This is a genomic window from Nocardia carnea, assembly GCF_029868325.1.
GTDB classification, from domain to species: Bacteria; Actinomycetota; Actinomycetes; order Mycobacteriales; family Mycobacteriaceae; genus Nocardia; species Nocardia carnea_C.
In genome coordinates this window covers 18,999-32,362 of record NZ_JARWNW010000106.1, presented here as the reverse complement: position 1 = coordinate 32,362, position 13,364 = coordinate 18,999, and the positions used below count along the sequence as shown (strand labels likewise).

Here is a 13,364-nt window from a genome sequence, read left to right as displayed (position 1 = left end):
GCTGATTTTAAACTTTTTTCCCAGGGGCTGGTTGCCCCCCTATCTGCGGCGGGTTGGGGGGGGGGGGGGGGGGCCCGCTTAACCGCTCCGGTTTTCGGGCCCCCCGCTCGCCAGCGGATGCCGGGCAACGCTCGATCGGCAGAAAGTGTGGGAACAGGAGTCGGTGCACCCGGCGGGTCACGCAGCCTTGGACAGCCGTTCGGCGACGAGCAACCGGGCGGCATCACCGGTTGAGATCCGGTGCTGTGCGGAGATGTCGAGCACTCGTTCGACCCGAGCCTGGAGCGCGCAGACCTTGTCTCTGACCTGCTCGGCCGTTTCTCCCTCGCGCTCACCGAAGGCCTGGATGAGGCCACCGGCGTTGGCGATGTAGTCGGGGATCCATACCACCCCGCGTGAGGTCAGCTCACCTTCCACCGCGTGGCCGGACAGTTGGTTGTTCGCTGCTCCGCAGATGATTTCGGCGGTTGTACGGCGCGCCGATTCGGGCGTGACCGTGCCGCCCAGGGCGCAGGGAGCGAATATGTCGATCGCCTCGTCACGGACGTCGCCGGTGATCGTGACGGAAGGGAACCGGCCGCGTAACGCGGCCGTCGCGGCCGGGCTCGGGTCGGCGGCGACGACACGGGCTCCTGCAGCGAGCAGCATACCGGTGAGTTGTGCACCCACCTTCCCCACGCCTTCGACCCCGACGACGCGGCCTGTCAGATCAGCCGAACCCCATACGCGTTCGGTAGCGGCGCTCAGGGACCTGAAGACGCCCAGCGCCGTCATCGGCGCGGTATCACCGGAACCGCCTCGCGCTTTGTTCCGGGCGGCCACATGCTCGGTGGTCTCGCCGATGAGATCCATATCGTCAGCGGCCGTGCCGACATCTGCGGCCGTGATGTATCTGCCGCCGAGCGTATCGACGAAACGACCGTAGGTCCGGAGCAACTCGGCGGATTTGCCGGTGGCGGGATCACCGATGATCACGGCTTTCCCGCCGCCCAGCCGGAGGCCGGCCGCAGCCGCCTTGAATGTCATTCCGCGGGACAGGCGCAAAACGTCACCGAGCGCCTGCGCTTCGGAGCGATATGGGTAGAAGCGCGTCCCGCCGAGCGCCGGCCCGAGAGCGGTGGAGTGAACAGCGATGATGGCGTGCAGGCCGCTGGTCGCGTCCCGACAGAAGATGACTTGCTCGTGTGGCGGATCGGCGGTGAATTCGGGGTGTGCGAAGACGGAGTCGTCCGCCACACGAGCATGTTCGGGCTCGGACGCTTCGGAAGCGGTGGTCATATGGCCCTCTCCGGTCAGTTGAGCGATGTGGTGTCGATGCCGAGTTCGTCGAGTCGGGCCCGGTACTGGGCGATATTCCCGAGTTTTATCCCTTCGTACCCGCGTACGAGCTCGGGCGCGCGAGCCGCGGCCACCGCCGTGGCATACGACTCGGTGGTGAGTGTGTCGAGCAGCCCATCCAGCATGGTTGTGTAGTGGCGTATCAATGTGCGCTCGGTTCTGCGCACGTGTGCATAGCCGAACGGGTCGAACGGTGTGCCCCGAAGGAACTTCCCCTTTGCCAATACCTTCAGCGCTACATGGGTTCGTGGGCCGAATCCGATCTTCTTTCTTCGGCCCAGTGCTCGCAGCGCAGGCGGGTGCAGCTTGTAGGTCAGTTTCCCGGCCCCCGGTATCTCGGCCTGGACTGCGTCGACGAAGGCGGGGTCCGTGAGCATGCGGGCTACTTCGTATTCATCCTTGTACGCCATCAGCTTGTGCAGGTTTGCGGCCACTGCTTCGGACAGCTCCACCCGTTCGGTCACAGCACGTTCACTCAGCCACACGGACTCGACGAAGCGGATGTACCTGGTGGCCGCACGCTCGCCGGAGTGGGCGACCAGCTGAGCCGCTCGACGATCGAGCAGATCGCGCACCGATCCCGTTATCGGCGTGTCGGCCAGCAGGTGGGCCGGAACCACGGTGTCGCTGCGGGGGTTCCGGGTGCGGGCGGTGGTAAGTGCTTCGAATGCGGCCGGGTCGGTGACGGCCACCCGGCCCCAGTGGAATGCCGCTCGGTTGTCGTGCACTGCGACGCCGTTGATGGCGATCGCCTCTTCGATCGATTCGGCCGGGATCGGAAGGGCGCCGGCCTGGTAGGCGGCGCCGCCGAGCAGGAAGTTGGCCGCGGCCGTATGCCCGAAAAGGACCTCGGCGGAGGCCAGCGCGTCGAACGAGATCAGGTCCTTGGCGCGGGAGCCGATGCGCGTGAGTAGATCTGCCTCGCTGGGATAGGCGACGGCGGCGTCATAGACCATGTCCCCGGTCGCGGTGCTGCTGGTGGATGCCACGGTGATCGTGTGTTCCGGGTTACCGAAGCCGGCGTATTTGGTGTCTGCGGCGGTGAGCAGGTCGAAGGCGAGGACACAATCGGCAGACGATGGGCTGATCCGGTTGGACGTCGCGCGGGGCTCCGTGCTGATCAGCAGGTGAGAGGTGACAGGCCCGGCCTTCTGGCTGAGACCGGTCTGATCCAGTCCCTCGACGTGGAGTCCAGCGCGCAGTGCTGCCATGCCCAGAACCTGGTTCACTGTGACGATTCCGGTGCCACCGATACCAGCCAGGAATACCTTGTGGATGCCTGTGATGACCGGGTGAGTCGGATCCGGCACCGGCGGCGGAATCGGAGCCTTCTTGCGCGTCACCGCGGCATTCTCGTCCGGCAATTCGACGGTGACGAACGAGGGGCAGTCGCCGTCCAGGCAGGTGTAGTCGGTGTTACACGTGGTCTGATCGATGCGCGTCTTGCGGCCGAACTCGGTGTCGACCGGTTGAACCGAGAGGCAATTGGACTTCACACCGCAGTCACCGCAACCTTCGCACACGGCTTCGTTGATGATCACTCGGGTGCGCCGGGCGGGTAGCGTTCCTCTCTTACGTTTGCGTCGCGCTTCGGCTGCGCAGGGCTGGTCATAGATCAGAACTGTCACGCCCTTCGTGCTGCGTAACAACCGCTGGGCCTCGTCGAGGCGATCGCGGTCCCACAGCAGCACGCCCGCGGCGAGCGACCCCTTCGGGTGACGGGATGGTTCCTCGGCGCACACAATAATCTTGGTAACGCCCTCGGCGGCCAGTTTGTGCGTCAGCTCCGGGACGGTGAGCCCGGCCTCGGCATCCTGCGCGCCGGTCATTGCGACGGCGGAGTTGTACAGGATCTTGTAGGTGATGTTGACGTTCGCGGCCACACACGCCTGTACGGCGAGTTGCCCGGAGTGGAAATACGTTCCATCTCCCACGTTCTGGAAGATGTGCTCGATATCGGTGTACGGAGCCTGTCCGATCCATTGGGCGCCTTCACCGCCCATCTGGGTCAGTCCGGTGACCTGGGAATCTGTGCGCGACGACATCGTGACCAAGGTGTGGCAGCCGATGCCGCCACCGGCCAATGAACCCTCCGGAACCGCGGTGGACCGATTGTGTGGGCATCCGGAGCAGAAATATGCGGAGCGTTTGCTCGACAACAACGTCAGCTGGGGCAGCGGTGCGGATGACGGCGACAGTGCTACTCGGCCCTCGAGTACTTTGCGCAGCGGACCTCGCAGTCTGGCAGCCGTCAGCTCGCCGTCCGGAGGGACGAGCCGCTGACCGTCGGCGTCGCGCTTGCCGAGAATACGCGGAGCGGAACTGCGGCCATAGAGAATATCTTTGACCTGCGACTCGACAAATGCGGTCTTGTCCTCGACGACGAGCACTGTCTCGACTCCCGCGGCAAGGCTTCGGACCTTGTCCGCGCCCAGCGGGTAGGGCATCCCGATACGTAAGATCCGGATTCCGGCCGAGTGGAGATCGTTCTCATCGAGACCGAGTTCGCTCAGTGCCTGGCGGACCGCGTCGTAGGCGGTACCGACAGCGACGATGCCCAGCCATGCGACCGATGTATCGACTTCGATGCGGTCTATGTCGTTGGCGGCGTTGAACGCTTCGACCATCGCCCATCGCGGGCCGTACAGGTCGGCCTCGGCCAGCACACTGTCCGGCGGCGCGGCGAGGACCCGCTGCCGGTAGGTCCAGGGGCGCCCCTCCCATTCGATTCCGGGTGTGCTGATTTCGAGTTTCGAGAAGTCTCGATCCAACGTCCACAAACCATCGGCGACGTCGGCGACGAGTTTCATCGCCGGCCAGCAGCCAGAGGCGCGTGACAACGCGACCCCGTAGAGGCCGAAAGCGATGATCTCTTCCGCGTTGCGCGGGAAGAAGATCGGCATCGACAATGCCGCGAGCGATCTTTCACTGGCGGCCGGGACCGAGGACGACTTGGCGGCAGGGTCGTCGCCGACCAGTGCGAGTGCTCCCCCTGCGGGGTGCGCGCCGTACATCGCGGCATGCCGCAGGGCGTCGCTTGCACGATCGAGGCCGGGGCCTTTGCCGTACCAGACCCCGACAATGCCGTCATGGGTCCGCTGACCTCCGGGTAGCGCGAGCTGGCTGCCCCACACGGATGTCGCGGCCAACTCTTCGTTCATGCCCGGTACCAGCCGGACATCGTGTTCGGAGGCGAGTTCGGGGATCCCTGCCAGCAGCTTGTCGAGGGCTGCCAGCGGACTGCCCTGGTATCCGGACACGAAGGTCGCGACCCGCCTGCCCGCACGGCGGTCGCGCTCGTGCTGTTCCACGAGGAACCGTGGGATCGCTTGTACTCCGGTCATGAGTACCGGCCCGGACGAGGTCCGGTATCGGGCGGCGAGATCGTAAGCGGAGTGCGGTGGTTCGAAGACCGTAACGGAAGTCATCTGTTTACACCGTTCAGTGGTCGGCCTGTAGGCAGAAGTTGTGCTTGTTCAGGTAATCCTGTTCTTGGGTTACGATCAGGTCAATCGAATCCTCGACAACTGAACGAAACGATCAGCCTGTATCGGCTGTCATGCCATGAGGTGATACAAATGCTCACTATCGACCGCTTGGACGTCGAGTTGCTGCGGGTCCTCGAACGGGATGCCCGAACCGGTGTCGTCGAGCTCGCCTCGACGCTGGGGATCTCCCGCAACACCGTTCAATCTCGGATCCGGCGTCTCGAGGATGCAGGGCTGATATCGGGGTATCGGCCAGAGTTCGACCTCGCCCGAGCGGGTCTGGTGGTGCAGGCATTCATTGCGCTCGAGACGGAGCAGGGCAGCCTGGCGAAGATTGTCGACGAGCTGGTGAAAATCCCGCAGGTCGTGGAGATACATGCGATAACGGGTCGTGAGGACTTGATGGTCCGTGTCGCCACCGCTACGCAGCCGGATCTGCAGCGATTGATCGAGCGGATTGTCGGGTTCGCAGGCGTTGTCCATTCGAACACAGCTCTGACCCTGACCACGCCTCTACCGCATCGCGCCGTCCCATTACTTGCCGACATGGCAAAGGGTACCGGCTGGGGCCGTTCGACCGCGGCACCCAGGCCGAAGTCCTGAGTCCGGGTGCGCAGCAGGGGCTCGGCCACGCGGCTACGCGTGGCCGAGCCCGTGAGGTCAGCGATCGGTGAGAGCGGAATCCGAGTGTGGGCCGGGTTCCGGTGAGTCAGCGGCCGCTGGTGACCGTGATGAGGGCTTTTCCGGTGATCCCTTGTTCGACTGCGGTATGCGCGTCCGGGGTGTGGTCGAGATCGTATCGATGGATCGGTAGACCGTGTTCGGTACCCACACCGATGGCACCGGCTGCCAGCGCAGCGTTCACATCCAGCAGGGCGTCGTTCTTGTGGTGGAAGTCGGTGGTGTAGGTGTAGAGAAAGCTGATTTGGGCGTTCTTCTTCAAGAGAGCCAGGGAGGGGATCGGCAGCAGGTCGTCGACGTCGTAGCTGTAGACGACGATATTGCCGTGCGGGGCGACAACTTGGATATCGGTGGCTAGGTTCGCGGCCAGGTCCACCTCGACGATGTGTGTCACCCCGTCGGGAGCCACTGCGGATATGGCCGATACGACGTCGGCGGTGCGGTAGTTGACGACGTGGTGAGCGCCGGCGTTACGAGCCAGTAGCTCTTTTTCCGGGGTGCTCACCGTGGCGATTACGGTGGCACCGGACCAGGTGGCCAGCTGGATCGCGGCGTTGCCGACTGCGCCGGCGCCGCCTTGGACGAGCACTGTCGCTCCGGCCATGGTGCCGGGGCCGAGCCGGTGCGGGCCGCGTTCGGCAGAGGTCAGTGCTCGGTGGGCGGTCAGCGCCGGAATACCGAGACTGGCGCCGAGATCGAAGCTTGCTTCGTCGGGTAGCGGCAGTACGTGCCGGGCCGGGAGGACCACGTACTCCTGCGCTGTACCCGACGGTCTGCCGAAAGCCGCCTCCCACAGCCACACACGCTGACCAGGGTGTATTTCGCGGATATCCGCCGCCACGGCGTCGACGATGCCGGCGCCGTCCTGATTGGGCACCTGTTCGTCGAATTGCATACCCGCCGACCGGCCGCCCCGGCTCCGGCAGTCGGTCGGGTTCACTCCCGAGACAACCACGCGAACGCGGACCTGTCCGGGCCCCACCTCGGGAATATTGCGATCGACCACCTGTAGAACCTTGTCGGGCTCACCCGTGGCGCGATATACGACTGCTTTCATTCGCTGTCTCTTCTCATCGGGCAACGCGGATACCCGCTGTTTCCCGGTCCCACGTGTCGGGCGTGACGCCGGTTGTCCGAAGCTGGGCTTTCTGGATTTTGGCGGTATCGGTTTTCGGAAGTTCGTGGACGATGCGGAAGTATCGGGGAACCATGTAGTAGGCCATCCGCGGTTGGAGGAAGGCGATGAGTTGGGCGGGGTCGAGCGATCGTCCGGGCACCGGTGCGACCACGGCGAGGACTTCGTCTTCGGCGATCTCGCTCGGGACGGCGACCACCGCTGCCTCGCGAATGTCGGGGTGGGCGAGAAGCTCTCGTTCCACTTCCAGCGAGGAGATGTTCTCGCCTCTGCGCCGGATGGAGTCTTTGAGGCGGTCGACGAAGTAGAAGTTTCCCGCGCTGTCTCGCCGGGCGCTGTCGCCGGTGTGGAACCATCCGTTGCGCCAGGCAGCCGCGGTGGCTTCCGGCATCTTGTAGTAGCCGTGATTGAGTGCCCACGGTTGATCGGTTCGTACGACGATCTCGCCTACGGCGCCGACGGGTACTTCGCGGTCGACCTCGTCGACCAGGCGGACGTGTACACCGGGGCGGGGGCGTCCGCAGGTGCCGGGTTGCTGTGGGTTCACCTCCGATAGCAGCGGTGCGGACAGCTCGGTCATGTTGTAGATGGTGTAGATGTCGACGCCGAAGCGTTGCGTGAAGGCGTCGACATCGTCGATCAAGGGTGACATGAAGACCTTGGTCAGCGGATTGCCGACCTCGGCAGGGGTGGGGTCGCGTTGTGCGACGAAACCGGCCATGACGCCGAGCAGGAAGACGATGGTGCTGTCGGTCTCCCGGATCTGCGTCCAGAAGCGCTCACCGCTGAATCGCTCGACGACCGCGACGGAGCCGCCGTTGATGAGCATCGTGTAGGTCAGCGTGGACCCGCCGACGTGGAAGAACGGCATGTTGATGAGGAACCGGTCGTCGGCGGTGATGAACGGCATCGCGTGGGAATTGAAGCTCGAGTATGCCTGCATGTAGGAGCACAGAACTCCCTTGGAGGGGCCGGTGGTCCCCGATGTGTACATGATCGCCTGTGTGTCCCAGGGTTCGATCGGTCGCTCCGGTTCGGCGGGGTTGTCTCCGGCGTCGGGCATATCGTCCACGCGAATCATCGTCAGGCCGGCGGTGGGATCGGGCAGCGCGGCTCCGACGGTGATCACCGTGCGCAGACGCCCGTATTCTTCAAGATCCGCCAGGCGGTGGACCAGACCGGAATCGGCGATCATCAGGGCGGCATCCGAGTTGGACAGGACATGGGAGAGAACCCCGCCGCGGTAGGCGGTGTTGATCGGCACGAACACACCGCCCAGGTAATTGACGGCGAAGAAGAAGATCAATGCCTCCGGTCCGTTCGGTAGCCAGCAGACCACGTGATCGCCCTGGTCGACCCCTAGACGTTGGAGTGAGGCGGCGGCGCTCCGCACACGCGCCAGCACTTCCTTCCGGGTCCACACGGGGCCCTGGTCGAATACTGCGAAGACCTTGTCCGGGTCCTCGGCGGCCCGGTGGTCGAGAAGATACCGCAGCACCGCCTGGTCGCGGCTCGGAAAATCCGAAGACCCGCTGGTTCTCTCTGGCTGCTCACTCATGGCTGTCCCTTTCTGCGAGATGCCGTGGCTGCACGACGTCGTCTCGAGTGTGCTCGCCGGCGTGCAGCGTGCCTTGGAGCGAGTCGTCGCTGCCCGTCGGCGGGGGATTCTCGGCGGCATCTCTTGACTGATCGGTACATTGCCACTGTCCCGTTCCTGCGTCAACAGGAAGATATCCGTCAACGAAATCTGGACTATGTATTGACCGAACGGTACGGTAACGGAAGTCCTTGAATGTGGGGACCATCACACAAAGCCGTGCGAGAAGAGAAACGAGCGTTGATGAGCGAGATTGCGAAGTTCGAGATGCCACGCATGGACACCGTGGTCCAAGGGGCGGGCGCTGTCGGCCGAGTGGGGGAGGAGCTGGCACAGCGCGGCCTGGGCCGCGCTGTCGTCATCACGGGCAGGTCGGTCGGATCGACCGAGCATTTCCGCCGTCTCGTGGATGGGATCGGTGGTCGCGTGGCCGGTGTGTTCACCGGGATCGAACCGCATAACCCGGTGGAGGGGATTGTGGAGTTGGTCGAGTTCGCGCGAAGTGTCGACGCGGATTCGCTGATCGGGGTCGGCGGCGGGTCTGCGGTCGACGCGGCGAAGCTGGCCGCCGCCGGCATTTCCGAAGGCTGTGAATCGGTCGAGGACCTGGCACGCAACTACCTGCAGTTCGAGTACCCCGATACTGTGCGGGTGCGTCCGCTCGACGGTGTTCCGATGCCGGTCATGGCCGTCCCGACAACACTGTCGGCGGCGGAATGGGACGGTTTCGCCGGCACTGTCGACCATGCGCGCGATACCAAGGACATCACCTGTTACCTGGAACTGACTCCCAAGGTCGTGTTTCTCGATCCGGAATTCTGCGCGCATACCCCTCGGCAACTCTGGGCCACGACCGGTGTCCGAGCTCTGGACCATGCAGTGGAGACGGCGTATGCGAAGAACGCGCATCCGTTCACGACGGCATTGGCCAATGGAGCTCTGGCCATGCTCGCCGAGTACCTTCCGCTCTCCGTGGCGGATCCGACGAACTACGAGGCGGCGCTGCGGTGCCAGCAAGCGGCGTGGATGTCGATCATCGGTGTCCACAACGTGTCATTGGGGCTCTCGCATGCCATCGGCCACCAGTTGGGAGCCGTCGGGATCCCGCACGGTGTCACTTCCTGCATCATGCTTCCGCACGTCGTACGGTTTCTCGAACCGGTGACCTCCGGGCAGCAACAGGCGATGGCGGCCTCGATGGCGAAGGTTCAGGGCGATCGGGAAGATCTGACGGCCGCGGACCGCCTCGAGCGCATTCTCGACAGCTTGGGTGTCCCCCGGCGGATCTCCGATTTCGAGGTCGGGCCGGACAAGCTGGCGGTCGTCGCGAAGGCTGCCATGGGCGATATCGTGGTTCGCGAGTCGCCGCGGGTTGTGGATGAAAATATCGTTCACGAGCTATTGAAGCTCGCCTGGTAGCCGGTGCCCGGGCCGTCGGTGCCCTCGAACGCCCACGGCCCGGCCGAACCTCGGCGCGCGAGATGGTCCGGTTTCCTCCGGCCGGTACGCCCGGTGGCCGGCGCGTGCCCCGGCGAGGTTACGAGTTCCGGGACTCCGGACGTCGGACCCCGGACATCAACGTATCGGTGAAAAGGTCGGCGATCGCCTCCGGGGTCAGGGGGCCGCCGGGGGTAATCCATACGTAGGTGTAGTTGAACATGCCGATGATGCCCTTGTGCACTATCGGATCCAGCGCGACGAAGTCGCCGCTCTCCGCGCCCTCGGCCAGCACATCGGCGATCATCTTCTCCCACCGATCCCGGCCCTGCTGGATGATCGTCTTCCGCTGACCGGTCAGTGCGCCGAAATCATGCAGCGAAACCGTCCACTCGGGAATTCGGTCGGCGATACTTCGCACCGAAACGCGCATGAGAGCTCGGAAACGCTCCTCGCACGAGCCACCCGCGGCGAGCACGGCTTCGGACTCGCGTAGTAGATCGGAGATGGTGGAGTGGCAGATCTCGAAGAGGAGCGCTTCCTTGTTGCCGATGTGGTGGTAGAGCGCACCGCGTCCCAGCTGCACTTCACTCGAGATCGATTCGATTCCGGTGCCGTGGTAGCCGTTCTCGGCGAACAGCTTGGCGGCCGCGGCGAGGATCCGCTCCCGCGAACCCGTGCCGTTGCGGGTGTCGCGACGGCCCAGCCGGCCTGACTTCGCAGAGACCACAGTCGCTCTACCTACTCTCCATCCGAACGCGCGCGCTTACCGGGAATTCACAACATTACCCACCTCGATGACCAATTTTCCCGCCGCGGTGCGGTCGCGAAGCGCGCACAATGCCTCGGCCGCACGCTCCAGCGGGTAGGTGGCCCCGACGATCGGACGAATGAATCCCGCACGGGCTAGCCGGTCCAACTCGGCGGCCGATGCGGCAGCGATGGTCTGGTCGACGGCCAGGAAAGCGCCCCACCCCACGCCGACGACCTCGATGTTCTTCAGCAGCAAACGGTTCACCTTGACCTGCGGTATACCACCGGCAGCAAAGCCGATGACCAGGTGCCTGCCCTCCGGTGCCAGCAACCGCAACGAGTCGGTGAAAAAGTCTCCGCCCACCGGATCGACGGTCACGTTCACCGGGCCTGATTGCGCGACCGTCTCCGCCCACCCGTCGCCGATCGCCACGACGTTGTCGGCACCGGCCGTTTTCGCCACATCGATATTGGCCTCGGTATCGACGACCGCCGTCACCTGTGCTCCCAACCCCTTGGCCACCTGGATCGCCGCGGTCCCGATTCCGCCGGCCGCACCGTGCACCAGAACATGCTCACCCTGCTGCAGGCGGCCGCGGCGTGCCAGCGCGAAATGAACGGTCTGGAAATTCATCGCGATCGCCGCGCCCTGATCGAAACCGAGTTCGGCCGGCAGTGCCATGGTCACTTCGGGTGCGGCGGCCACCACTTCGGCATACCCCCCGTTCGGCACGTATGCCGCGACACGGTCACCGACGCGGTAACCGGTATCGGCTGGTGCACTTCGCACGAACCCGGCTACCTCGATGCCCGGCACGAAAGGCAGATCCGGCTTGTCCTGGTACAGCCCTTGGGTCATCAAGAGATCCACGAAACTCACGCCGGCCGCCTGGACTTCGATCAACACCTTCCCGGGTGCCGCCACCGGGTCCGGAAGCTCCACCAGTTCCAGCGCGTCGGGGCCACCGAGATCGGAAATCTGCATCGCTCGCATTGCAACCTACTTTCAATTTGACTGATCGGTACATGATGGTTGTACCTCGTACCTATCAAGATGTACTGTACCGATCGTTCAATACGCAACCATTGTGATGCCCGGCGGCCGCCTTTCCGCCGGCATAACGAAGGGACCTGTCATGGCTGAACCGACCGGCAGTGAACCACGACGGGGAGGGCTGAGTTCATCGCATCGGCGAGTGGTACTTGTCTCCGGTGGCACTCGTGGCATCGGCCGCGAAATCGTCCACGCATTCGCGGCGCGTGGCCTGGACGTCGCGTTCACCTATCGCTCGCGCCCCGATCTGGCAGAGAGCGTGACGCGCGAAGCAGAGACGTACGGCGTCGCTTGTGTGTCCGCCGAGTCGGACGCGGCCGCCGACGACCCGGCCCGCTTCGTCGAAACGATCATCGACCGGTTCGGCCGGCTGGACAGCGTGGTTGTCAATGCGGGGATCTGGCGCGGCGGTCCGATACGCGAACTGCCGGAAGACCAATGGTGGCAAGTGGTGAACACGAACCTGGGCGGCGCCTACCGACTGGCCAGAGCGGTCGTTCCGTACATATCGAAATCGCCCTCGGGCAGCATCGTATTCGTCTCGTCGGTCGTCGGCATCACGGGTTTTCCCGGTGATACCGCTTACTCGAGTTCGAAAGCGGCGTTGACCGGTCTCGGTCGCTCGCTCGCCAAAGAGCTCGCCCGCGCGGGAACGCGGGTCAACGTGCTGGCCCCGGGCTTCGTCGAATCCGATATGACCGCCGCCATACCCGCCCGCGCGCGCGAACGCATCCACCGCGAAACACTGTTGCGTAGGTATGGAGAAGGGTCCGAGGTAGCCAGCGCTGCGGTTTTCCTGTCCGAGGACGCCACCTTCACCACTGGAACGGTATTGACGGTCGACGGTGGGTTTACGCTGTGACTCTCGACAACGCCACTGTTCGCGTCCTTTCCGCCGATGACGCTGAGCCGCCACCGCGGATCACGCACGACATCACCGACCGCTGGCTCGTCGCCTACGCGGCCGCTGTCGGTGACAAACGGTTTGCCTACTTCGATGTGGAGAGCCCAGGCGGTATCGTCGCCCACCCTGTTTTTCCGGCATGTTTGGAATGGCCGCTGGTGGAGCACGGAGCTCCGGGCATCGCCCTGTCGGAGGCAACTCTGCGCCGAGGGCTGCACGTCGGGCAAGAGGTGGAATACATCGCCCCTATCCGAAGTGGACAACGACTGACCACGACCGCCGAATTGCACATCGCACAACAGAGGTCCACCGCAACCCATATTGCGACACAATTCCATACAGTTGACGAACAGGGCTCTCTGCTCGTCGTCACCCGGACTCATATGCTCTACCCCGGCGTCCGCCTGAGTGGGAGTCCGAAACCTGGGCCCGATCGCCCCGTGGTCTCGGCTACCGGCAACGATCTGGCGCCGATCGGCGAATTCACCGTCGACGAGACCAACGCCATCATCTACACCGAATGCGCCCGGATCTTCAACCCCATCCACACCGATATCCGCGTCGCGAAGGCCGCAGGTCTGAAGAACACCGTCCTGCACGGAACCGAAACACTCGCACGCGCCGTCTCGCTGATAACGAGCCGGCTACCGGACAGCCCGGCCACCATCGGATCTCTCTCCTGCCGTTTCACCGGCATCGTCACTCCGGGTGCCCGTCTCGAGGTCAGAGCAGCTCCATTACGCCACCGGTCAACCCACTTCGACGTCCGGGCTGCCGACGGAACCACACCGATCTCGAACGGACACCTGCGACTCACAGAGGTCCGGTGAGGTCGCCCATACAGATCCCCGGCGACTGCTGCGGCAGCAATATCTGTGCACCACAACAGAGGAGAACCAGTGACACCAGAGGCCCGCGACCCCTACCGCAATATCGAACACACAGCCCGGCCGGTGACCGGTACCCGGCACGCCGTC

Annotated in this window: 10 protein-coding genes; 4 read left to right on the top strand and 6 right to left on the bottom strand. The window is 64.4% G+C overall.

From position 1 onward, the window contains the following. Nucleotides 1-177 precede the first annotated feature (177 nt). The gene (locus QH196_RS07465) at nt 178-1,278 is read right to left on the bottom strand and encodes a Glu/Leu/Phe/Val dehydrogenase dimerization domain-containing protein (protein WP_280415018.1); all 1,101 of its coding nucleotides are present in this window, start codon (nt 1,276-1,278) and stop codon (nt 178-180) included. 14 nt (nt 1,279-1,292) lie between these two features. Continuing rightward, a complete protein-coding gene (locus tag QH196_RS07460; RefSeq protein WP_280415017.1) occupies nt 1,293-4,766 on the bottom strand; it encodes an indolepyruvate ferredoxin oxidoreductase family protein in 3,474 nt (1,157 codons plus the stop codon). A gap of 150 nt (nt 4,767-4,916) precedes the next feature. Here QH196_RS07460 and QH196_RS07455 point away from each other — a divergent pair, with 150 nt between their 5' ends. Next, complete coding sequence (locus QH196_RS07455) at nt 4,917-5,429, top strand: Lrp/AsnC family transcriptional regulator (RefSeq protein WP_280415016.1); 513 nt, start codon at nt 4,917-4,919, stop codon at nt 5,427-5,429. Nucleotides 5,430-5,535: 106 nt separating this feature from the next. On the opposite strand, the gene QH196_RS07450 is transcribed toward QH196_RS07455, so the two are convergent. Together QH196_RS07450 and QH196_RS07445 are read right to left on the bottom strand one after the other, a co-directional pair. Next, nucleotides 5,536-6,564 carry an NADPH:quinone reductase gene (locus QH196_RS07450; RefSeq protein ID WP_280415015.1) on the bottom strand — a complete coding sequence of 343 codons (1,029 nt, stop codon included), beginning with the start codon at nt 6,562-6,564 and terminating at the stop codon, nt 5,536-5,538. Between the two features lie 13 nt (nt 6,565-6,577). Then, the gene (locus tag QH196_RS07445) at nt 6,578-8,200 is read right to left on the bottom strand and encodes an AMP-binding protein (protein WP_280415014.1); all 1,623 of its coding nucleotides are present in this window, start codon (nt 8,198-8,200) and stop codon (nt 6,578-6,580) included. 282 nt (nt 8,201-8,482) lie between these two features. On the opposite strand from QH196_RS07445, the gene QH196_RS07440 reads away from it, so the two are divergent. After that, nucleotides 8,483-9,658 carry an iron-containing alcohol dehydrogenase gene (locus QH196_RS07440; RefSeq protein ID WP_280415013.1) on the top strand — a complete coding sequence of 392 codons (1,176 nt, stop codon included), beginning with the start codon at nt 8,483-8,485 and terminating at the stop codon, nt 9,656-9,658. Between the two features lie 118 nt (nt 9,659-9,776). On the opposite strand, the gene QH196_RS07435 is transcribed toward QH196_RS07440, so the two are convergent. Beyond that, nucleotides 9,777-10,406 carry a TetR/AcrR family transcriptional regulator gene (locus tag QH196_RS07435; protein WP_280415012.1) on the bottom strand — a complete coding sequence of 210 codons (630 nt, stop codon included), beginning with the start codon at nt 10,404-10,406 and terminating at the stop codon, nt 9,777-9,779. A 36-nt stretch (nt 10,407-10,442) separates the two neighbouring features. Then, the gene (locus QH196_RS07430; RefSeq protein WP_280415011.1) at nt 10,443-11,423 is read right to left on the bottom strand and encodes an NADPH:quinone oxidoreductase family protein; all 981 of its coding nucleotides are present in this window, start codon (nt 11,421-11,423) and stop codon (nt 10,443-10,445) included. Nucleotides 11,424-11,520: 97 nt separating this feature from the next. On the opposite strand from QH196_RS07430, the gene QH196_RS07425 reads away from it, so the two are divergent. Further along, nucleotides 11,521-12,345: an SDR family NAD(P)-dependent oxidoreductase gene (locus tag QH196_RS07425; protein ID WP_280415020.1), complete on the top strand. Its 825-nt coding sequence runs from the start codon at nt 11,521-11,523 to the stop codon at nt 12,343-12,345. Then, complete coding sequence (locus QH196_RS07420) at nt 12,342-13,217, top strand: MaoC/PaaZ C-terminal domain-containing protein (protein WP_280415010.1); 876 nt, start codon at nt 12,342-12,344, stop codon at nt 13,215-13,217. Before QH196_RS07425 ends, QH196_RS07420 begins: the two co-directional genes overlap by 4 nt. Nucleotides 13,218-13,364: the final 147 nt, after the last annotated feature.

What these genes read in the sequence shown, in the direction of transcription:
- QH196_RS07465 (WP_280415018.1), bottom strand. Translation starts at nt 1,278, where the DNA reads ATGACCACCGCTTCCGAAGCGTCCGAGCCCGAACATGCTCGTGTGGCG.
- QH196_RS07460 (WP_280415017.1), bottom strand. Translation starts at nt 4,766, where the DNA reads ATGACTTCCGTTACGGTCTTCGAACCACCGCACTCCGCTTACGATCTC.
- QH196_RS07455 (WP_280415016.1), top strand. Translation starts at nt 4,917, where the DNA reads ATGCTCACTATCGACCGCTTGGACGTCGAGTTGCTGCGGGTCCTCGAA.
- QH196_RS07450 (WP_280415015.1), bottom strand. Translation starts at nt 6,564, where the DNA reads ATGAAAGCAGTCGTATATCGCGCCACGGGTGAGCCCGACAAGGTTCTA.
- QH196_RS07445 (WP_280415014.1), bottom strand. Translation starts at nt 8,200, where the DNA reads ATGAGTGAGCAGCCAGAGAGAACCAGCGGGTCTTCGGATTTTCCGAGC.
- QH196_RS07440 (WP_280415013.1), top strand. Translation starts at nt 8,483, where the DNA reads ATGAGCGAGATTGCGAAGTTCGAGATGCCACGCATGGACACCGTGGTC.
- QH196_RS07430 (WP_280415011.1), bottom strand. Translation starts at nt 11,423, where the DNA reads ATGCGAGCGATGCAGATTTCCGATCTCGGTGGCCCCGACGCGCTGGAA.
- QH196_RS07425 (WP_280415020.1), top strand. Translation starts at nt 11,521, where the DNA reads ATGCCCGGCGGCCGCCTTTCCGCCGGCATAACGAAGGGACCTGTCATG.